Raw genomic sequence first — 20,620 nt, forward strand, 5'->3', positions numbered from 1 at the left:
TCGTCTCGACGATCCATTGTTGTCGTCAGATTGACGATAACCCCAATCGTCGCTAATCGTCAAGATGACGATTAGTATGAGCGCATGGCTTCCGAGTTCTGGTTCAACGCCGCCGCCAGCGTCGACCTTGTGGTCCTGACCATCCACGATGGCCGGCTGTGCGCGTTGCTGGTCCGCCGCGGCATCGAGCCGCACATCGGCGAGTGGGCGTTGCCCGGCGGATTCATCCACGACGACGAAGACCTGCGCGACGCCGCCTACCGGGAACTCGGCGAAGAAACCGGAGTGGGCCGCGACAGCGTCCACCTCGAACAACTTGCCACTTACGGTCGCCCGGGCCGTGACCCCCGGGGCCGGGTCATCAGCACCGCATACCTGGCGCTGACGCCGCAGGCCCCGGCACCGGTGGCCGGATCCGACGCTGCCACCGCAGCCCTGCACCCGGTCGAGACAATTCTCGGTGACACACCATCTGGCAGCACAACATCATTGGCGTTCGACCACAACGAGATCCTGGCCGACGGTGTCGAACGCGCCCGGTCGAAGCTGGAGTACACGCCACTGGCCACGACATTCTGCGAGCCCGAGTTCACCGTCGCCGAACTGCGCCGGGTGTACGAGACCGTCTGGGGCCGAACGCTCGATCCCCGCAATTTCCATCGCAAGGTAACCGGCGCCCCGGATTTCGTCCGGCCGACCGGAGCCATGACCGGCCGTGACGGCGGTCGCCCCGCCGCGCTCTACACCGTCGGCGGCGCCGCCTTGCTTCACCCGCCACTGCTGCGTCCCACCTGACGCGGCGAGTCCGATACTCATGCACGCCAACAATCGAGAATCAGAAAGCCGGTGTGGCCCAATGGCAATCATGCTCGTTCAATCAACCGATCGCGTCCAGGTGCCCTGGAAGAACGGGGCCGGAATCACAGAGGAGATCGCGCTTCTGGCCGATGCCTCGGGTACACCGATCTGGCGCATCAGCGTCGCCGATCTGCCCGGCGCGGCGTCCACGTTCTCGGAGTTCGAAGGATTCGACCGCATCTTCACCGTCATCGGCGACCACGGTGTGGTGCTGGACTTTTCGGGGTCGGCCGTCCCGGTCGATCCGCTCACCCCCTATCGGTTCGCCGACGACAGTGCGCCTCAGTGCCATCCGCGTGGACACACCCGGGCACTCAACGTGATGGCGCAACATGACTCCACCGACATCGCCGTGTCGCCACTGCCCGGTCACGGTCGCCGGCCTTTCACCACCGATCCCGCCGTGATCACCGGAATGTTCGTGATTTCCGGAAGCATCTCGGCGGGCGATCTCGTCGCACACCCGGACGACTGCCTCCTCATCCATCACAGTGAACAGACACTATCTGTGGACGGTACCGCGATACTGATCGAGATCACTCCGCACTGAATGGGTGGCGGAAGCCGGTGCGGGGTCGGAGGACGGCAACGGCGGAGGTGATAGATGTTCACCGCACAAAGGGAGTTCACGGCCTACGGGCCGTCGTACTGGACAGTGATCGCACTGTTCGTCGCGGTCGCCGCGCTGCTGGTCTGGCTCGGGCGACGGCAGAGCGAAGCTCAGGCGCGGCGCCTGCGCCGCACCCTGGCCGTTACGACCGCCGCGATCTACGGTGCAGCACTGATCTATTCGCTATTCCCGCCCAGCATCGACGGGTCTGTGCCGCTGCGTCTGACCGATCTCGCGACGGCGGCGGCGGCCTACGCGCTATGGTCGCAGGCACATTGGGCTTACGCGCTCACCTACTACTGGGGTCTGGTGCTGAGTGCGCAGGCGTTGATCTCACCGGTCCTGACCGGCCCGGACTTCCCCAGCTACGAGTTCCTCACGTTCTGGGGGATCCACCTGCTCGTCGTCTGGGCCGCGATCTACCTCACCTGGGGTCGGCGGATGCGGCCGCAGTGGCGCAGCTACCGGATCGCGGTCCTGGTCACAGCGATCTGGGCGGTGACCACGTTCACCTTCAACCGCATCGCAGGCACCAACTACGGATTCCTCAACCGGAAACCCGACACGGCGACCCTGCTGGACGTGCTGGGGCCATGGCCGCTGTACGTGCTGACCGCGACCATCCTGATCCTCATCGTGTGGGCCCTGATGACCTATCCGTGGGTGCGGACCCACCGCGTCCAGGATGAAAGTCCGTCCCGGACCTGATCGCTCACTGTGCAGCGTTGGTTCGAATGACCAGTGACAGGATATGGCCCATGGGGAGACTGTGTTTTGCACTGACGGTCGTGGGTGGTCTGGTCGCGTTACTGGGGGCGGCGCTGTACCAGGGGCTGTCGAGTCCGGGCGGTGGTAGCGGGTACGTGGTGGATTACTTCGGGGCCACGTCCTTTCCCGATGATCACATCACCTCGGAATCCCAGCGCTACGTGACGGCGGGTGCGGTGGGTGCGGTGATCGGGTTCGTCACCGGTGCGGTGTTGCACCTGGTCGGCGTCCGGGTGGATGCAGGTACTCGCGTCGGCCTCACTGTGCTGGCGGGTCTACTCGGATGCACTGTCGGCCTACTGCCCGCGCTCATCCCTTTGACGACCGGAACTGACCCACCCGGTGGTCTCTCACCCCTAGAGCTCTACGCGGTCACCGGAATGTTCGCGTATGCCGTCGCCCTCGCTGCCGTGCACTTCTCGCTAGGGGCTGTCGGTGCTCCGGGTACGAAGCCGACGACGCACGCGACGGCAGTCGTGCTCCCTGCCGGTGCGATTCTCGCAACAGCGGCCGGGGTGTTCAGCGCGTGGTGGTTGGGTTTCTCCACCGTCACCTCGACGTGGATCGTCGTAGTGGTCGAGGTGATCCTGATCCTGTGCGCGTCGTTTGCGGTGTCTCGTGGGGTGGGAATGCGACGGCATACTGCTCAAGAGCGTTGACCTGCGCGGTATCGGCACAGCGACGGGCGATCCGGTACCTCCATGCGATCAAGCGGGTCCGCGACTAGCGTGGAGGCAGCACTCCAATCGAAGCGAGGTCTAGATGACGTTCCCCTTCGAAGACGCAGAACCCATCGGCGAGACCGAGGAACTGCGCAAACAGGCTGCGGTCTACGAAGCCGGCGAGCACGGCCACGAGATCAACCGTGGCCACGCCCTCGGCGGAACCGCGGGCTCCATCGACGGGCAATAGTCAACGACCAGCAAAAGCTGCAACGATGTCGGCGGCCGACCCCGGGCGGGTGTCCCGAAAACCGGTACCCGCCCAATGGTTGGTCGCGTGCGGATCACCGGCCCGGACCGCGGCCTTACGCAGAGGCCCGGTCAGGTAATGGATCTGGGGATACGCCAGGGGCGCGGTCTGATCGTGATTCTGCATGAACCGGTTGCGTAGTCCGCGCGCGTATCGCCCAGAGAATGCGCGGGTCACGGCGGTTGCGGTGAACTGCGGATCGGTGAGCGCGGCCCGTGATACCGGATTGGTACCGGCTTCATCGCTGAGCAGCAACGCCGTGCCCACCTGCGACGCGACCGCACCGAGCCCGAGCATCACCGCGGCGGCCTCCGGCGTGCTGATACCACCGGCCGCGACCACGACATCGCTGATTGCACCGGCCGCGACCACCAATGTTTCCAGCGAATCGGTGGACGGTCGTGCCAACGGATCAAAGGTTCCGCGATGGCCCCCGGCCCCCGGACCTTGCGCCACCAGCCCGTCGACACCTCGGGCGACGGCCTCCTGCGCCTCGGCCTGCGTTGTCACCGTCCCGAGCGTGGCCACCCCGGCGTCGGCGAATCGCTTGATATCGCCCGCGTCGGCACATCCGAACGTGAATGACACCACCTCGGGACGCAGGTCCAGGAGCACCTCGACTTTCTGCGCGTAGTCGTCATCGGTGTATTTGGGCTCCCCGAGGTCGACGCCGAAGTGCCGGGCCAACGCCCCGAGTTCCTCCGCGTAGGCAGCGATGTCCGCGGGCTTCCCGACGTCCGGCTGTGGCACGAAGAGGTTCACCGCGAGAGGTCCGGATGTCAGCGAGCGCGCCACTGCGATGTCGTCGGCGAGCTTGTCCGCTGTCAGCAACGCTCCGGCGAGAAAGCCGAGCCCACCGGCCTCGGTGACCGCTGCCGCCAGCTGCGGAGTACTGGGGCCACCTGCCATCGGAGCCCCCACGATGGGTACCTCGAGAGCACGAACGTCGAACACTGCCACGGCCAACCTCCTGCGTTGAGTAGTGCTACGCCGACGGTAGCCTTTCTGCCATGTCAGAGACGATCACACAATGACAACTCCCGTCGAGATCTCGACTGACGGCGCCTGCCTGGGCAATCCGGGACCGGGCGGATGGGGTGCCGTCCTGCGCTACAAGGAACACGAGAAGCAGATCTCCGGCTCCGAGCCCGACACCACCAACAACAAGATGGAGCTGACCGCAGCCATCAAGGGGCTCGAGGCTGTGAAGAAGCCGTCGACGGTGATTCTGTATACCGACAGCACTTACGTCCGCAACGGAATCATGAAGTGGGCGTCGGGATGGCAGTCCAACGGCTGGCTGACCAAAGACAAGAAGCCGGTGAAGAACAGTGAATTGTGGCGTGAACTGATCGCACAATGTGACAGGCACGAGGTCGAGTGGAGGTGGGTCAAAGGCCATTCCGGCGACCACTACAACGAGATCGCCGATGAACTCGCCACGAGCGCTGCCCGCAAACTGAAAGAAGGATGATGAGTACCGAACCTGTTCCGGTTGCCCTGATCCCCGACCACGATAGGTATCTGGCGCAGGCGATCACCTCGGCAGGCGGCGAGATCGTCGACCTCGCCGATGCCCGCGCTCTGGTGTGGACCGGCAATGTCGATGGCTTTCCCTCACCCCTGCCCGACCACATCGAATGGGTGCAACTGCGACTTGCGGGGATCGAATCATTCCTGAACGCAGGCCTTCTCGACGACAAGCGCATCTGGACCAATGCCTCGGGCTTTTATGCCGAGAACGTCGCCGAACACGCCCTGGCATTGCTGTTGGCCGGGCTCCGGCAGATCAATGTTGCGGTGCAGCGACATTGGGACAAAGACGCGATCGACACCGCAGTTCGTTCGCTGCACGGTTCCACCGTGGCCATCATCGGTGCCGGTGGGATCGCCCGCTCGCTGATCCCGCGCCTGCGGGCCTGCGGCGCAGATGTGCTGGCCGTCAACCACTCCGGCCGACCGGTCGACGGGGCGATCGACACGCTGCCGTCGAGCCGACTCGACGAGGTGTGGTCGCGGTGCGATCACGTGGTCCTGGCCGCGCCATCCACCGACGAGACCCGGCACATGATCAACGCGACCACCCTGGCCGCGATGCCGTCACACGCCTGGGTCGTCAACGTGGCACGGGGACCTCTCGTCGACGAGACTGCGCTGTACACCGCACTGACCACCGGTGAGATCGCAGGCGCGGCCCTCGACGTCACCGATCCGGAACCGCCCGCCGTCGACCATCCACTATGGGATCTGCCGAACGTGATCATCACCCCGCACGTGGCGAACCCGTCATCCGGCCTGACGCGGACCCTCGCCCCCTGGGTCGCCGAGAACCTGCGCCGGTTCGCTGCCGGCGGCGACAACATGCTGGCACTGGTCGATCCGAACGCCAGCTACTGATCTTCCGGGAGGTCGTCGTGCGCACAAGCGTCCGAGTACTCATGTCCCTCGCCGGGGCGAGTGTGATCGCGTCGTGCAGCGGCGAGAGCGGAAACACCGCGCCCACGAGTCCATCGCCGCCGACGTCGGCCCAGACGTCAACCCAGATCCAATACCCGAGTACGCCGGCAGACGTCGTGACCGACCTCGATGCACCGTGGTCGATCGTGTTCACCCAGGGTGCTGCCCTGATCAGCGAACGCGACACCGGCGACATCCTCGAGATCGTCGGCGACGGCACCCGCGTGGTCGGGACCGTCCGCGATGTCGCACCTGCCGGTGAGGGCGGTCTGCTCGGACTGGCGGCCCACGACGGCGACCTGTACGTCTATTTCACCGGCAGCGACGGCGACAACCGCGTGGCGAAGTACTCGCTGACCGGATCCGCAGGCGGTCTCGGGCTCGGTGAACCCAAGGACATCCTGGTCGGGATCCCGGGTGGGCGTACCCACAACGGCGGACGCATCGCGTTCGGCCCGGACGGCATGCTCTACATCACCACCGGCGATGCGCAGGAACGGTCCAGTGCCCAGGATCCGTCGAGCTTGGCGGGCAAGATCCTGCGCTTGACACCCGAGGGCACGGTGCCTGCTGACAACCCGACCGCGGGAAGTCCCGCGTGGTCACTGGGTCACCGAAATGTGCAGGGGCTGGCCTGGTCTGACGATGGCACCATGTTCTCGGTCGAGTACGGCCAAGACGCCTGGGACGAACTCAACATCATCCGGCCTGGCGGCAATTACGGCTGGCCGCAGGTCGAGGGCATCGGAGAGGCGGTCGGCGACAGCGCCTACATCGATCCTGTTCAACAGTGGCGCCCCGACGAGGCCAGCCCCAGTGGCATGACCATCGCCGACGACACCATCTACGTCGCCAATTTGAAAGGTGAACGGCTGCGCGCGATTCCGGTTGCAGATCCGTCCACCGCCGAAGAGTTGTACGTCGACGAGTTCGGCCGACTCCGCGATGTGGCGGTAGCGCCCGACGGTTCCCTATGGTTTCTGACCAACAACACCGACGGCCGCGGCAACCCGCAACCGGGCGATGATCGGATCAAACGCGTCGTGATCAGCTGAACTGAACGCGATCAGCCGAGATCAGTCGGACTCATCGATGTTCAGTTGTTCGAGCCGTGCTTCTTCGAGGTCGAGCAGATGCTGCGCGTGGGACAGTGCCTGCGAGCTGCACAACCCCAATTTGCGGACGCGGAGCAGCGTCTTTCGTTCGGCGACGAGCACCGCCATGCGAACCCGAAAGTACTCGTCACGGCCGCGTTGTTCGACCTCGGTGTCACTCTGGACGCGCCCCCGACCGATGATGCTGTCGTTGCGAACCATGTCGATGACTGCGTCTGACACCCTGTCTTCACCGGTGCCGATCACTGCCGGATCACGCAGTGCATCGGCGGCGGCCTCCCTCAGCTCGCCGACCAGCTGCTCGTATTCACCGCGCAGCCGGTCCTGATCGTCGGGTGCGACCTGCGCCATCCGGATCACCGTCGGCAGTGTGAAACCTTGCAGCAGAAGCGTTGTCCCGGCGACCACAAACGCGATCAGGATCAGCTGCGGCCGGTGGGGGGTGTCCGACGGCAGCGTCTGTGCGGCGGCAACGGTGATGGCGCCGCGCATACCCGCCCAGCCGAGCACCACACCGCCGCGCCATCCGAGGGTCTCGTTGAGTTTGAAGGCGACGTCGGCCGAGACCCGCGTCATTCGGGTCTGCATGTGGCGCAGTCGTCGTTCGGTGAGTACGTCGTCGGGTTCGCGGGCGTCGAGCCTAGCCTGCATTTTGTCCAGGCGCGGGATCGACTCGTGGGCGCGCTTCGTGTCGCGGCGCAACAGCGCGACCATCGGTGCCACGAAGGCGATCCGCAGCAGGATCACGATGACCGCGGCGAGCAGTCCGAGGCCGACCGCGTGCCAGGTGCTGAACGAGCTCTCCTGGACATCTTCGATCGATTTCTTGAGCTCGAGCCCCATCAGCAGGAACACCGCGCCCTCCAGCAGGAAGGCGAGCGTGCGCCAGTTGACCGCCTCCGTGAGCCGGTCCTGTGCACCCAGATGCTGCGATGCCTGATGGCCCGTGACCAAACCTGCGACCACGACGGCCAACACGCCCGAGGCCCCGGCCTCTTCGGCGGGTAGGTAGGCGATGAACGGCACGACCAACGAGATGGCGGTGGTCAGGATCGGGTCGTCGAGCAGACCGCGGACGCGGACATTGACGTAGCCGACAACCACCCCGATCGCCACGGCGATCACCACGGCCAACACGAAATCGCCGGCCACACCCCAGAGCGTCACCGTGCCGCCGAGCGCTGCCACCGCGGACCGCAACAACACCAGCGCCGAGGCGTCGTTGACCAAACCCTCACCTTCGAGGACCGCCACCACTCGCGAGGGCAGCCCCAACTTCTTACCGATCGAGGTTGCCGCGACCGCGTCGGTCGGGCTGATCACCGCGCCAAGAGCAAAGGCCGCGGGCCATCCCAGGTCAGGGATCAGGGCGTGGAAAAACCAACCCGTCCCCAGCGTGGTGACGACGACCAGCAGGACCGCGAGCGCCGTGATCGGTTTGAAGTTGCGCCGGAAATCCTGGGCAGGCATGTTGACCGCTGCCGCGTACAGCAGCGGCGGCAGCACACCCGCCAAAATGAGTTCCGGTGAAATCTCGACGTCCGGAACCCCGGGCAGAAAACTCAGGCCGACCCCGACGATCACCAGCAACAACGGTGCCGCGACACCCAGCCGGCCCGAAAACACCGCTACGCCCACGATTGCGATGACTGCCAGGACGAAGACCAGTGTCAGTTCCACACCCACACCTTGCCACCGCTGTCACGAATCACCGGCAGCCGAGCTGCCTTGGTTGTGCAACTTCGGCCCGGTCGACGGTTGGTTCGGCGCGGTCAACGGAGTGGCCCTACTTCCAGGGCGCGAGGACTTCGTCGGCCCGCACGGCCAGGACCATCTGGAACAGCGGACCGAAACTGACGCGGGCGACCCCGAGCGCAGCGAAGGCGGCCTTGTTGTTGTTCACCGGATGCCCGATGGCGTTGACCGGCAGTGGCAACTCCTCAACGAGCCGTTTCTGTACCGCATCCTCGTGGAAGCCCACCGGGTAGAGCACGTCGGCACCGGCCTGCGCAGCCAGTTTCAGGCGGGCAATGGCCCGATCGACCCGGTCGCCCTCGTCGCCGACCTGTTTGACGAACAGGTCGGTCCGGGCGTTGATCACCACATGTACGTCGGTGGCGTCGGACGCCGCGCGCAGGGCACCCACGAAGTCGGCGTGTTCCTGCGCTTCCCGCAGACGGCCGCCCTCGCTGTGGACGGTGTCCTCGATGTTGAGTCCCACCGCGCCTGCAGCGATCAGTCCGTCGATCAGCCGTTTGGGGTCTTCGCCGTATCCGGCTTCGATGTCGACGGAGATCGGCACGTCGACCGCGTCGGTGATCTGTTTGATGCGGGTGGTCAGTTCGGTGAAGGTGATGCCCTCGTTGTCGGATTTGCCGATCGAATCCGACACCGGATGACTGCCCACGGTCAGTGCGGTGAATCCCGCGGAGACGGCCAGGTTGGCCGACCACGCGTCCCACACAGTCGGCAGGATCACCGGGTTTCCGGGCTGATGGAGTTCGAGCAGAGTTGCGGCCTTGCTTGAGAGTCCCGTCATGCCCTCTACAACTACGCCGGTTGTCGTCAACATTCCGCGAAGTGGGCAGATATGTATGCGCCGCACGATGCCGGGGCTGTCAGATAAGCGTGCCACCATGAACGGGTGACTCAGAGCGCTTCGGCCCACGCGTTATGGCGCGGTGGGGTCGGTCTGTCCCTGTGGTTCACCGACCCCGATGGGCAGCCGTGCACCGAGCACGTACCCGACGGCTTGCCGCCCGCACTGGACACCGTTGTCGGTGGTCGGTCGCTGCGGCGCACCATCACGGTCTCCGGGCCCGGCGCCGATGACCGGCGCGACATCGCCTCGGTGACGCTCGGACCGGCGGCAGCATGTGAACTTCTCGAGGCCATCAAACCCGACGACGTCGTCGGCGGAGAGTTGCGCTACTACCGCTATCTGCTGGATTCGACCGAGCGATTCGTCCGATCAGGTTCGGTCACACCCGCCGTCAACCGGGTCGCAGGCGAGTGGGCTGTCCGATGGGCACCCTTGGCCACCACCACCTGGCGCACCTGGTTGTCGACGGCGATTGCGGCGGCCCCGCCCGTGGTCCTCGCCAACGGCGACACCGACGCAATCATGGACTTCTGCGGTGAGATGACCGACCATCTCTGCCGAACCAGTTGCCGCGACATCAAACCCGATGCCGTCCGATCCGCATTTGTCCGGACCTTGCTACCCGACGTCGATGCGCCGCCGATGTCCGCGGACAAGGCGACGTCTGCCGCGTCGGCCTGGTCGCAGTGGGCCGACGGTCTGCGGCTCGGTGAATCCGCTCTGGTGTTGCGTCTGAACGAACCAGACGAGGGCGATGAGGACACCGAAGGAGATCCGACCAGGTGGCGCCTACAGGTCTGCCGCCGGACCGTCGATCGCCCCGACGAACCCGTGGAGCTGCGGCGGCTCGACGCCCACGAGATCGATCAGGTCACCACCGAGGTCGCGGGCGCGGTCCGGGCCTTTCCCACACTCAAAGCCGCTCGCCACGACCACTATTCGCTCGATTTTCTGCTCACCACCGACGTCGTGCTCGAACTGCTCGACACCGGGGTCGCGGGACTCGCCGAGGCCGGATACGAAGTGTTGCTGCCTCGCTCGATCGCACATGTCCGCCCGACGCTGACGTTGCGTGGCAAGCAGGAGGGCGGCACACCGCAGCGGTCGGTGGTGGTCGGATTCGACGAGATCCGCAACTTCCAATGGCAATTGGCGCTCGGCGAGGACGTTCTCAACGCCGCCGAGTTGGACGCGCTGGCCCGCCAGAAGGGCGACCTGGTGAAGGTCCGGGGCAAATGGGTCCGGGCCGACAACGCCGCGTTGTCTCGCACGGCGGCGTTCATCCAGACGCAGAAAGCGCTGGCCGAATCCGGTCAGCCCGCCGACATGGGCGAACTGTTCGCCCTGGTGACCGACGGTGATGACAAGCTTCCGGTCCCGGTCAGCCGGGTCGAGGGTTTGTCGTGGCTCGACGAGATCAAACGCCGTGGGCGCATGGCGCCACCCGTCCTCGCAGCGCCGCAATCATTGCGTGCCGAACTGCGGCCCTATCAACAGCGCGGCATGGAGTGGCTACGGCATCTGAGCTCATTGGGTATCGGTGCGGTGCTCGCCGATGACATGGGGCTTGGCAAGACAATTCAGGTCCTGGCGTTGATCTGTGGCGAGCGTGAAACCCCTGACGCCCAGGCAGATCAACCGTCTACAACGCTGCTGATCTGCCCGATGTCGGTGGTCGGCAACTGGGAGCGGGAGATAGCCCGGTTCACCCCGCAGTTGTCGGTGCTGATCCATCACGGCCCTGGACGGATGGCAGGGCAACCGTTCACCACTGCCGCAGCGGGCGTCGACATCGTGATCACAACGTTCGCCATCGCATCCCGCGATCGAAAGTTGTTGAGTGCCAACACCTGGGACCGACTGGTGGTCGACGAGGCGCAGCACATCAAGAACGTCGCCACCGCACAATCAAAGGCGGTTCGATCGATTCAGGCCCGACACCGCATCGCAATGACCGGCACCCCCGTCGAAAATCGTCTCGAGGATCTGCGGTCGGTGATCGATCTGGTCAATCCCGGACTCCTCGGCACCGCCTCGACCTTCAAATCCCGGTACGCCGAAGCCATTGAACGAGAGCGTGATCCGCGGGCAGTGCAGCGCCTGAACGCCGTCACGTCCCCATTCATCCTGCGACGGGTCAAATCAGATCCGACAGTGATCTCCGACCTGCCCGAGAAGGCAGAACTGACGGTCCGCGCCAACCTCACCATCGAGCAGGCGGGCCTGTATCGCGCGGTCATCGATGATCTGATGGAGGCCCTGGGCAGGGGTGAGACCAAGGAGGCCGGGAGTGAGCGTCGCAGAACAGTTTTCGCGGCGCTGACGCGACTCAAGCAGATCTGCAATCATCCGGCCCACTATCTCGGCGACGGTTCGCCGATCATGCGGCGCAACGAACATCGTTCCGGCAAGATCGAATTGCTGGCGGACATCCTCGAGAACATCGTCGCAGACGGCGAGCGAGCGCTGGTGTTCACGCAATTCACCGCATTCGGGACGATGTTGCAGCCGTGGCTCTCCGATCGGATCGGCCAAGAGTTCTCGTTCCTGCACGGCGGCCTGAGCCGCACCGCGCGTGACACTATGGTCGCGGAGTTCTCCGACCCCGATGGGCCCGCGATCATGCTGGCATCGTTGAAGGCAGGCGGCACCGGACTGAATCTCACCTCGGCCAATCATGTTGTGCATCTGGATCGTTGGTGGAACCCCGCCGTCGAGAACCAGGCCACCGATCGCGTCTACCGGATCGGGCAACAGCGTCGGGTGGAGGTGCGCAAGTTCGTGTGTGTGGGCACCCTGGAAGAACGCATCGACCAGCTCATCGCCGACAAGCGGGAGTTGTCCGAGCTGACCGTCTCCACTGGCGAGAGTTGGCTCGCGAACACCGCGGACGACGAACTCTACGACCTGATGCGCCTGAGCGACGAGGCGGTGGGCGAATGAGCCGCACACCCAAGGCGCCTCAGCGCGGCTATGGTCTGACACCGTGGTCCAAGGCCTTCCTACTGGCCGTCGAATCAACTGCCGAGGCACGCAAGATCACCAAGGCCCGCACCTACTTTCGTGACCGCGTGGTCATCGATCTGGTGGTGCGGTCCGGCCAGGTGAAAGCATTGGTCCAGGGTAGCCAGCTCGATCCGTTCGAGGTGACGATCACCACCGGACCGGCAGATCCCGCCACCGTCCTGTCGCTGCTACGCCAACAGGGTAAGACCGATGACCTGGTCGCGGTCACGCGTGGTCGGCAACCCGAAACCCTCGGATCGCTGGTGATCCCCACCGAGGCATCCGACATTCGCGTCGACTGCAATTGCCCGGATGCAGCCGACCGCTGCATCCACCTGCTCGCCGTCAGTTACGAACTGGCCGCCGCCATCGACAAGGAACCATCCACGCTGCTCACCGTGATGGGCACCGACCTGGCCCTTCTGCTCGCACACTTGCGTGATGCTCCCGCCGACGCGGAGACCGAGACAGCGCCCCAGCCGGCGGTCATGACCGAGGTCGACTTCTACGGCGACGGCAGGCAGATGCCCGCGTTGCCCCATCCACCCCAGCTCGATGTGCTGTCCGAACTCGACACCACCGAGTTGTCGGCTGCACTGCGCCGTTCAGGTGCCGCAGCAATGGATGTGGCCCAGGCCGTCGACGAGCTCGCCGAGTTGTACGCCCGCATCGTGCACTGATCGCCGACCGGCGCGAGAGCAGATGGGCCTACCGGCGCCAGAACAGGTGGTGGGTCACTCCGCTTGCGCTGGGTACGGTTTCGAGGAAGAACCGGTCTTCGAGCTCTTGCGGGGTGTCCCACAGACGCAGGCCATTCCCCAGCGTGATCGGTGCGACCGCGACGTGCATCGAGTCGATGAGATCTGCGTCGAGGAACTCACGGACGGTGCTCACCCCGCCCCCGATACGGACGTCCTTGCCGTCCGCAGCCGCCTTGGCCTCAGCCAGTGCTTCGGCCGGCGACGCATCGATGAAGTGAAAGGTGGTGTCGGCCAGCGTGAACGACGGACGCTCGTGGTGGGTCAGAACGAATACCGGGGTGTGGAAAGGCGGCGTATCGCCCCACCATCCTTGCCATTCGTGGTTCTGCCACGGCCCACGCTCCGGCCCGAACTTGTTGCGCCCCATGATCTCGGCACCGATATTGTGGTCGAAGTCACGGATCAGGTAGTCGTCGAGACCACGAGTACCCCCGGGGCCGGTGCGACCCGGAAAACCGGCGGTGGCGAAGCCCCACGCATGCAGATCCCTGGGATCGACGCCGTCTCCGAACGGCTGATCGATGCTTTGGTTCTCACCTGCGCCGACGCCGTCCAAAGACACGCCAAAATTCTGAACCCGGACCAGCTGCGACATTTTTCGTCGACCTTTCGTCTGTCTGTGAGTACCGCTTGCAAGACAGACTGCGAACGGCGACCGAACTCATCGGTCCCGGGAGCCTAACCGAGGGCAGGCCTGATCGCGTCCGCGACGGGAGTGGACGGACGACCGATCAGCGACTGCAGATCACCGGAATCGGTGTCGAGTTCACCGCGTGCGATGGCCGCGTCCGAGCCGGCGAGCATCGCTGCGTACTGCTCGGGCATCCCGGCACCGGCCAGCAGGGCGGCGTAATCGGCCTCAGGAAGGTCCTGGTATTCGACGGGCTTACCCGACACATCGCTGATCACCTCGGCGAACTCTGCGTAGGTGAGGCGGTCGTTGCCGCCCAATTCGTAGATCTTGGCACCCTGATCGTCGTCGGAGGTCAGCACAACGGCGGCGGCCGCGGCGTAGTCGGCGCGGGTGGCGGCTGCGAGCCGGCCTTCTCCTGCTGCACCGAAGAGCTTGCCGAACTCGATGGCCTGCGGAATCGCGGCAAAGTAGTTCTCCCAGTACCAACCGTTACGCAGGAAGACAGACGGCACCGACGATGCGGTCAACCGCTGTTCGGTGGCCAGGTGTTCGGGTGCCATCGCGGTTCCGCTGGTATCGGCCTTGAGGATGCTCGTATAGGCGATCAGCTGTATGCCGGTGAGTTCGGCGGCCTCGATCACATTGGTGTGCTGCGCGATCCGCTGTCCGATCTCTGACCCGGAAATCAGCAGCAGCTTGTCGACGCCTTCCAGCGCGGCCCGGAGTGCGGCCAGGTCGGAGTAATCAGCAACCCGTACCTGCACGCCCTTGGCCTGCAGGTCTGCCGCCTTGTCCGCGTTGCGGACAACAGCCACGATCTCGGCCGGTGCGACACCGCGCCCGAGGAGTTCGGTGATGACGTGGGCTCCCAGATGCCCCGTTGCTCCGGTCACTGCTGTGGTCATATCTGCTCCATCTCGTCGGCGAATCCGTACTCTCCCCACAGTAGGGATGCTGACCCGGACTCAATTGACTCGATCTGGTCACGGCTTGTGATCAGAGTCGAAAACGCCTCCCCGATGCTCGACCGACGACTATTTTTCATCCAACAACCGGTTCGGTTGCGATGGCCGGCGGGGGTCGGGATGCAGAACGTACGCAAAGTCGGAGTGGTTCTCGTCGCTGCGATACTCGCCCTGTTCACCGGTCTGGGAGCGGGGCCGGCCGGCGCACAGGATCCGCTTCCGGTCACATACAACTTCTTCTCCGGTATCCCCCACGAGTTCGCAAACCCCGGGGGATCGTTGCCCGGCAGTAACGACTGGAACTGCAAACCCTCGCCCGAACACCCCCGGCCGGTCGTGCTGGTCCACGGCACCGGTGGCGGAGCCCAGACGAACTGGGGCACGTACGCACCGCTGCTCGCCAACAACGGCTACTGCGTCTTCGCCCTGACCTACGGAAACCTACCGGTGGTGCCGTGGCCGCTCAGCGCGATCGGCGGGCTGGACCGGATACAGGACAGCGCCGCCGAGCTGGCCACCTTCGTCGATCGCGTGCTGTCGGCGACCGGGGCCGAGAAGATCGACATCGTCGGACACTCTCAGGGCACGCTGATGCCGACGTACTGGCTGAAGTTCCTCGGCGGAGCCGGGAAGGTCGACAAGTATGTGTCGTTGGCCCCGCTCTGGAACGGGACCACGGTCGCAGCCGCGCGTGAATTGAACATGTACACCGAAATGCTTGGGCTCGGATGGTTTCAGGAGATCACCGTCGGCGCGCTGTGCGGCGCCTGCCTGCAGATGGTCACCGGCTCAGACCTGCTGCGCACACTCCAGGCCGGCGGCATCCTCGACCCCGACGTGACCTATACCAACATCATGACCCGGTACGACGAACTGGTCGTGCCGTACACAAGCGGCAGTCTGGTTGCCGCCAACTCGACAAACATCGTTGTCCAGGACGGTTGCTCGCAGGACTTCTCCGAACACACCGGAATCGCCGGATCACGTCGTGCGGCAACCTTTGTCCTCAACGCGCTCGACCCGGAGAACCAGCAGCCCGTCGGCTGCTGGTTCGCCGCACCGTTCACCGGCGCCTCCTAGCGCCCACCGCACCGAATCTGCCCGCTGAGCAGGCAATTCCCTGTCTTTCGATTACTTTCTCCGACGTAGGTGGTCTCACTACACAACATCCCACCAAGCCAGGAGTACCGATGACCACCACCACACGTCCCAGTTCCGCAGCGTCCAACACCCCCTCGCTCGGCCGCCCGGCTCGGATCGCCGGTTGGGTGGTCACCGGAATTGTCTCCGCTCTCCTACTCGTGGACGCCGTGTCGCACCTGGCAATGCCCCAGAGCGTCAAGGATGCGACGTACGATCTCGGTTTCACCGATGGAGACGCCACCGCCATGGGTCTCGTCTTACTCGGATGCGTGGCGCTATACCTTTTTCCACGAACCTCGATCCTCGGTGCAGTACTCCTGACCGGCTACCTCGGTGGTGCTGTCACCGCATTGATGGTGTCCGAGGAAGGGTTTGCCGCAGGGGCCTTCTTTCCCATTGTTGTCGGAGTGATCATCTGGGCAGGCCTCTGGTTGCGCAGCACCACCGTGCGTTCGATCATGCCGTTGAGCCCACGATGAATCACACCACGGGCGGTCCGACGTAGCGGGCGATGGGACGGATGATCTTTCGATCCTCGGCCTGCTCAAGGATATTCGCACACCAGCCGACCACCCGGCTGACAGCAAAGGTGGGGGTGAACATCTCCCGCGGCACACCGCAGCGGTCCATCACCACCCCGGCATAGAACTCCACGTTGGCGTAGAGGTTGCGGTCGGGGTAGGCATCGGCCAGGACCGCAACCACGTCCTTCTCGACCTGGACCGCGAGGTCCACCAGCGGACCACCCAGCGACAATGCGATGTCGCGCAACATCTCTGACCGCGGATCGACCGTCCGATAGACGGCGTGCCCGAAGCCCATGATGCGACTGCGGTGCGCGAGTTGCTCTCGGGCCCAGGCGGTTGCGTCCCCCATCCCGCGGATCTCGTCCAGCGCATCAAGTGCACGGTCAGGTGCCCCACCGTGGAGCGGGCCGGAGAACGCACCGATCGCGCCGCACACGGCCGAGACCACATCGGCGCCGGTGGAGGCGATCACCCGGCCGGTGAAGGTCGACGCGTTGAAGCCGTGATCGATGGTCGCGATCATGTACTGCTCCACCGCCCGGGCAGCACCGGGCGTCGGATCGACGCCGGTCAGGCTGTACAACCAGTTCTGCGCCACCGAGAGGTCATCACGTGGTTCGACCGGGTCCTCACCGGCGCGAATCCGGTAGAGGGCAGCCAGAATCGTCGGAGTGATCGACGTGACCACCAGCGAATCGGCGATGCGCTGCTCCGGACTGCTGTCCCACATCGGCGCGATCTGGTGTGTCGCCGCAAATGCCGAAAGCACCGTCCGGAGTCCGGCCAGCAACTGCCGCTCGGTGCCGGCAAGGGCGACGGTCCGCAGCAGCGATCCCAACTCGTCCGGTATCGCCCGAAGTGATCGGGTGTGGGCCACGAACTCCGCGAGTTCGGAAGAATCTGGAAGCCGACCGTATACGAACAGGTACCAGACCTCCTCGAACGATTTCGTGCGAGCGAGCTCGATGGCCGAGTATTGCCGATACTGATAGAAGCCCTCGTCACCGCGGACGTCACCGACGCGGGTATCGGTCACGACGACGTTGCTCAATCCGGGTGGCGCAACAATGACGGACATTGATGCCTCCGATCTTGTTTTGTGTTCTTCTGGTACAGCAACATTCGGCTCGATATTGATCTGTGTCAATGTTGATCGAATCAACATGGAGGTCCCGACGATGACAGTTGAATCCCGGCGCACCGGACATCGACGACGCTGGCCCACCCCATTGCGCCACGACGGCCGGGACTACCTGACCACCGCGCAGGTCGCCCGCATCCTCGGAGTCAAGACGCAGACGGTCTATGCCTACGCCAGTCGTGGCACATTGACCAGCGCCCGCATCGACGGTGTCGGTGGGAGTGTGTTCGCCGTTGACGAGGTGGACGCGGTCGCCCGACGATCCTCAACCCGTCCACCCGCCGGGGTCGTCGAGCGAATACGCACGCAGATAACCCTTCTCGACAACGATCGGCTGTACTACCGGGGCCGCGACGCGGCTGTCCTGGCAGATGCCACCCGATTCGAAACCGTCGCCGAGTTGCTCTGGGACCACACCACGGACTGGGATGTGAACCTATTGCCTACCAAGGTCTTCCGGCAGATCTCCGCATTGCAGCCGACCACCGGCCGCGGTGTGGACAGTATCAAGATGGTCGTCGACGTCCTGGGATCACGGGATGCGCTGCGCCATCAGATCTCCCCTGCCGCGGTCTGCGCACGAGCCGCAGGCATACTGGCCAACACTGTGGCCGCCCTCCCGCCACTGACCGACAAGCCTCCCCTCGACAACTCCCTGGCAGCGCGGCTCTGGCCACGACTGAGCACCGTCACGGCCACCCGGCAGCGGATCCGGCTACTGAACATGGCGATGGTGTTGCTCGCCGATCACGACCTCTCCGCGGGCACCGTGGCCGCCCGGGTTGCGGCCAGTTCCCGTGGCAGCATCTATTCGGTGATCACCTCCGGTCTCGGAGCACTCGACGGATCGCTGCACGGCGGTGCCGCCACCCTCGCCTACCGGTTCCTGCGGGAGGCCACGTCAGACCCGGCAGCTGCCTTGGCGACGGAACTCAAGGCATCGGGCGGTGTTCCCGGCTGCGGCCACGTGGTCTACAGCCACCAGGATCCACGCGCCGAGACCCTGTTGACCGCGCTCGCGTCCGCCTCCGGTGGCAACCGCAAGGTCATGCCGACCATTGCCGATCTTCGACCCTTGCTCGCCGAGTCGGGCGCCGGATTCATGAACTCCGACATGGCACTTGCCGCGTTGGCCCTGCGTTACGACATGGCCCCGGACGCCGCCGAGACAATCTTTGCCCTGTCGCGGATCGCCGGGTGGGTGGCGCACGCCATCGAGGAGTACAACGAGCCGCGACTTCGATTCCGTCCGGAAGGTGTGTACGTGGGCATCCGGCCATGACGGGTCCGCATGGCAGGATTGGCTGCGCGACATCCCGTTCGACCCTGAACGTTCGACCCGGCAAGGAGCACCCATGACCACCGAGAACTCCCGATTCGAACCAGGTATGCAGATCCGCCGGGAAGTGATGGGTGACGAGTTCGTCGACCGCGCCCTGGCCCGTACCGAGGGCACCGAGTCCGAGGCCATCCAGAGCGCGGTCACCGACCTCGTCTGGGGCGGTATCTGGTCGCGGCCAGGACTGGAGCGCCGCGACCGCAGCCTCCTGAACATCGGACTGCTCACCGCATTGCGAGCCCATGGCGAGCTTGCCGGCCACGTCCGCGGCGCATTGAAGAACGGCCTGTCCCGCACTGAGATCACCGAGGCCGTCATCCATTGCAGCGGATACTGCGGCGCACCCGCCGCATTGTCGGCCATGGCGGTGGTCCAAGAAGTTTTCGACGCCACCCCGACCGACTGACCCGGCGATGCGGACCCTCGGGATCGACCTTGCGTCCCAACCGAATCGGACGGCGATGGCGACGATCGAGTGGTCCGGTGCCGGTGCGTCAGTTACTGCCGTGCAGACGATTGTCACCGACGCGGACATCCTGGCGGCCGTACCCGGGGCCGACAAGGTCGGTATCGATGCGCCGTTCGGCTGGCCCGATGCGTTTGTCGATGTGGTGTCCGCCCAGCACGTCGGTGATGTCCCTCGACAACAAGCGCTGTTCGCAGATCCCGGTGTGACCCGGTTTGTGGCCCGCCGTACCGATGAATGGGTACGCGCGACAACAGGTTTGATCCCACTGAGCGTCTCCGCCGATCGCATTGCCTACGTGGCATTGCGCGCGGTTCGGTTGCTGGCACACCTCGAAAGCCCAGACTTCGATGCGAGCCGGATCAACGGAACCGCGGTCGAGGCCTACCCCGCTGCGGCATTGAAGACCTGGCAACTTCGTCACAACCGATACAAGGGCGGACCGCATCTGGTGTCGCTGGCCGCCCTGGTCGACGAACTAGAGGTCCAGGCTCCATGGCTGAACCTCGGACCCCACCGAACGCTGTGCACGACCAGCGATGATGCTTTTGACGCAGTGATCACCGCTCTCATCGCGCGGGCCGCCGCCCTCGGTCTGACCGTATTGCCCGATGCCGAGCACGCAGCCATCGCCCAGCGTGAGGGTTGGATCCACGTCCCGAGCGCGCCTCTCGACGCTCTGGCCCCTCAGCTGTCCTGAGCGTCCAGCTTCTCGGCGACGTCGGCGGGGAATCCGCCGGTTGCCAAAGGACCCCAACGGGTTGGCGTGATGCGGATGAGCGACTTGTTCTGGAGCCTCATCGCGGCGCGATACTCATCCCAGTCCGAGTGTTCACCGGCGATACTGCGGAAGTAGTCGACCAGCGCGTCCTCGGCCTCCGGCATGTCCAACACCTCGGCCGTGCCGTCCACCTGAACCCACGCCGCGTTCCATTCATCCGACAACACACAGACGCTGACAGCAGGATTCCGCTTGATGTTGATCGTCTTCGCCCGTCCCGGATAGGTGGCGATCACGATGCGACCCTGCGGATCGACACCACCACTGACCGGTGACAACTGCGGCGTTCCGTCGGCCCGGACCGCGCTGAGCAGCATCTTGTGTCTCGGACGAACGAAGTCGAGCAGTTCAGCAAGTTCCACATGATTGTTTGTTGCAATGGTTCTGGCCATGCATCCAGCCTACGGACTACGGTCTGACGAGAAAAGCACACGCTCCAGTCATGAGCACACGTTGCAACGTGTGCTTATGACTG

22 protein-coding genes are annotated in these 20,620 nt (G+C 64.8%); 15 read left to right on the forward strand and 7 right to left on the reverse strand.

What is annotated here, in order from left to right; translation table 11 throughout:
* The first annotated feature begins 84 nt into the window (after positions 1 to 84).
* The 5 genes from AC1TQG_RS07705 to AC1TQG_RS07725 all read left to right on the forward strand — a co-directional run bounded on the left by AC1TQG_RS07705 (position 85) and on the right by AC1TQG_RS07725 (position 3,148).
* On the forward strand, positions 85 to 795 hold the full coding sequence (locus AC1TQG_RS07705; RefSeq protein WP_482136340.1) for an NUDIX hydrolase: 711 nt from the start codon (positions 85 to 87) through the stop codon (positions 793 to 795).
* A 70-nt stretch (positions 796 to 865) separates the two neighbouring features.
* Positions 866 to 1,408 carry a HutD family protein gene (locus AC1TQG_RS07710; RefSeq protein ID WP_482136341.1) on the forward strand — a complete coding sequence of 181 codons (543 nt, stop codon included), beginning with the start codon at positions 866 to 868 and terminating at the stop codon, positions 1,406 to 1,408.
* Positions 1,409 to 1,462: 54 nt separating this feature from the next.
* The gene (locus tag AC1TQG_RS07715) at positions 1,463 to 2,176 is read left to right on the forward strand and encodes a YwaF family protein (protein WP_482136342.1); all 714 of its coding nucleotides are present in this window, start codon (positions 1,463 to 1,465) and stop codon (positions 2,174 to 2,176) included.
* A 50-nt stretch (positions 2,177 to 2,226) separates the two neighbouring features.
* Positions 2,227 to 2,895, forward strand: a complete 669-nt coding sequence (locus tag AC1TQG_RS07720) for a hypothetical protein (protein ID WP_482136343.1) — start codon at positions 2,227 to 2,229, stop codon at positions 2,893 to 2,895.
* A 103-nt stretch (positions 2,896 to 2,998) separates the two neighbouring features.
* On the forward strand, positions 2,999 to 3,148 hold the full coding sequence (locus AC1TQG_RS07725; protein ID WP_482136344.1) for a hypothetical protein: 150 nt from the start codon (positions 2,999 to 3,001) through the stop codon (positions 3,146 to 3,148).
* On the opposite strand, the gene AC1TQG_RS07730 is transcribed toward AC1TQG_RS07725, so the two are convergent.
* Complete coding sequence (locus AC1TQG_RS07730; protein ID WP_482136345.1) at positions 3,149 to 4,168, reverse strand: nitronate monooxygenase; 1,020 nt, start codon at positions 4,166 to 4,168, stop codon at positions 3,149 to 3,151.
* 70 nt (positions 4,169 to 4,238) lie between these two features.
* Between AC1TQG_RS07730 and rnhA the strand changes: the two genes are divergently transcribed.
* Genes rnhA through AC1TQG_RS07745 form a run of 3 tightly spaced genes read left to right on the forward strand, consistent with a single transcriptional unit; the run spans position 4,239 to position 6,720 of the window.
* Complete coding sequence (gene rnhA, locus AC1TQG_RS07735; protein ID WP_482136346.1) at positions 4,239 to 4,682, forward strand: ribonuclease HI; 444 nt, start codon at positions 4,239 to 4,241, stop codon at positions 4,680 to 4,682.
* A complete protein-coding gene (locus AC1TQG_RS07740) occupies positions 4,682 to 5,605 on the forward strand; it encodes a D-isomer specific 2-hydroxyacid dehydrogenase family protein (RefSeq protein WP_482136347.1) in 924 nt (307 codons plus the stop codon). The genes rnhA and AC1TQG_RS07740 overlap by 1 nt, the downstream gene beginning before the upstream one ends.
* A 17-nt stretch (positions 5,606 to 5,622) precedes the next feature.
* Complete coding sequence (locus AC1TQG_RS07745) at positions 5,623 to 6,720, forward strand: PQQ-dependent sugar dehydrogenase (RefSeq protein WP_482136348.1); 1,098 nt, start codon at positions 5,623 to 5,625, stop codon at positions 6,718 to 6,720.
* A gap of 21 nt (positions 6,721 to 6,741) precedes the next feature.
* Here the strand turns inward: AC1TQG_RS07745 and AC1TQG_RS07750 are convergent, their stop codons facing one another.
* Both AC1TQG_RS07750 and AC1TQG_RS07755 read right to left on the reverse strand, forming a co-directional pair.
* Positions 6,742 to 8,460: a cation:proton antiporter gene (locus tag AC1TQG_RS07750; RefSeq protein WP_482136349.1), complete on the reverse strand. Its 1,719-nt coding sequence runs from the start codon at positions 8,458 to 8,460 to the stop codon at positions 6,742 to 6,744.
* A gap of 106 nt (positions 8,461 to 8,566) precedes the next feature.
* Entirely contained in the window at positions 8,567 to 9,319 is a 753-nt protein-coding gene (locus AC1TQG_RS07755) for an isocitrate lyase/PEP mutase family protein (RefSeq protein ID WP_482136350.1), read from the reverse strand.
* Between the two features lie 105 nt (positions 9,320 to 9,424).
* On the opposite strand from AC1TQG_RS07755, the gene AC1TQG_RS07760 reads away from it, so the two are divergent.
* Both AC1TQG_RS07760 and AC1TQG_RS07765 read left to right on the forward strand, forming a co-directional pair.
* On the forward strand, positions 9,425 to 12,325 hold the full coding sequence (locus AC1TQG_RS07760) for a DEAD/DEAH box helicase (RefSeq protein WP_482136351.1): 2,901 nt from the start codon (positions 9,425 to 9,427) through the stop codon (positions 12,323 to 12,325).
* The gene (locus AC1TQG_RS07765) at positions 12,322 to 13,068 is read left to right on the forward strand and encodes an SWIM zinc finger family protein (RefSeq protein WP_482136352.1); all 747 of its coding nucleotides are present in this window, start codon (positions 12,322 to 12,324) and stop codon (positions 13,066 to 13,068) included. The genes AC1TQG_RS07760 and AC1TQG_RS07765 overlap by 4 nt, the downstream gene beginning before the upstream one ends.
* Before the next feature lie 28 nt (positions 13,069 to 13,096).
* Here the strand turns inward: AC1TQG_RS07765 and AC1TQG_RS07770 are convergent, their stop codons facing one another.
* Both AC1TQG_RS07770 and AC1TQG_RS07775 read right to left on the reverse strand, forming a co-directional pair.
* On the reverse strand, positions 13,097 to 13,744 hold the full coding sequence (locus AC1TQG_RS07770; protein ID WP_482136353.1) for a dihydrofolate reductase family protein: 648 nt from the start codon (positions 13,742 to 13,744) through the stop codon (positions 13,097 to 13,099).
* Positions 13,745 to 13,827: 83 nt separating this feature from the next.
* On the reverse strand, positions 13,828 to 14,688 hold the full coding sequence (locus tag AC1TQG_RS07775) for an SDR family oxidoreductase (RefSeq protein ID WP_482136354.1): 861 nt from the start codon (positions 14,686 to 14,688) through the stop codon (positions 13,828 to 13,830).
* 180 nt (positions 14,689 to 14,868) lie between these two features.
* Between AC1TQG_RS07775 and AC1TQG_RS07780 the strand changes: the two genes are divergently transcribed.
* Both AC1TQG_RS07780 and AC1TQG_RS07785 read left to right on the forward strand, forming a co-directional pair.
* Entirely contained in the window at positions 14,869 to 15,828 is a 960-nt protein-coding gene (locus AC1TQG_RS07780) for an esterase/lipase family protein (protein WP_482136355.1), read from the forward strand.
* 110 nt (positions 15,829 to 15,938) lie between these two features.
* A complete protein-coding gene (locus tag AC1TQG_RS07785) occupies positions 15,939 to 16,370 on the forward strand; it encodes a DoxX family protein (RefSeq protein ID WP_482136356.1) in 432 nt (143 codons plus the stop codon).
* 1 nt (position 16,371) lies between these two features.
* On the opposite strand, the gene AC1TQG_RS07790 is transcribed toward AC1TQG_RS07785, so the two are convergent.
* Entirely contained in the window at positions 16,372 to 17,496 is a 1,125-nt protein-coding gene (locus AC1TQG_RS07790; RefSeq protein WP_482136357.1) for a citrate/2-methylcitrate synthase, read from the reverse strand.
* 100 nt (positions 17,497 to 17,596) lie between these two features.
* On the opposite strand from AC1TQG_RS07790, the gene AC1TQG_RS07795 reads away from it, so the two are divergent.
* The 3 genes from AC1TQG_RS07795 to AC1TQG_RS07805 all read left to right on the forward strand — a co-directional run bounded on the left by AC1TQG_RS07795 (position 17,597) and on the right by AC1TQG_RS07805 (position 20,064).
* Positions 17,597 to 18,841, forward strand: a complete 1,245-nt coding sequence (locus tag AC1TQG_RS07795; protein WP_482136358.1) for a citrate synthase — start codon at positions 17,597 to 17,599, stop codon at positions 18,839 to 18,841.
* A 73-nt stretch (positions 18,842 to 18,914) separates the two neighbouring features.
* The gene (locus tag AC1TQG_RS07800; protein ID WP_482136359.1) at positions 18,915 to 19,304 is read left to right on the forward strand and encodes a carboxymuconolactone decarboxylase family protein; all 390 of its coding nucleotides are present in this window, start codon (positions 18,915 to 18,917) and stop codon (positions 19,302 to 19,304) included.
* Positions 19,305 to 19,311: 7 nt separating this feature from the next.
* A complete protein-coding gene (locus AC1TQG_RS07805; protein WP_482136360.1) occupies positions 19,312 to 20,064 on the forward strand; it encodes a DUF429 domain-containing protein in 753 nt (250 codons plus the stop codon).
* On the opposite strand, the gene AC1TQG_RS07810 is transcribed toward AC1TQG_RS07805, so the two are convergent.
* Positions 20,052 to 20,537, reverse strand: a complete 486-nt coding sequence (locus tag AC1TQG_RS07810) for a PPOX class F420-dependent oxidoreductase (protein ID WP_482136361.1) — start codon at positions 20,535 to 20,537, stop codon at positions 20,052 to 20,054. The two genes, AC1TQG_RS07805 and AC1TQG_RS07810, sit on opposite strands and share 13 nt — an antisense overlap.
* Between the last annotated feature and the right edge of the window lie 83 nt (positions 20,538 to 20,620).

The sequence above is a fragment of the Williamsia sp. Y844 genome, from assembly GCF_056786475.1.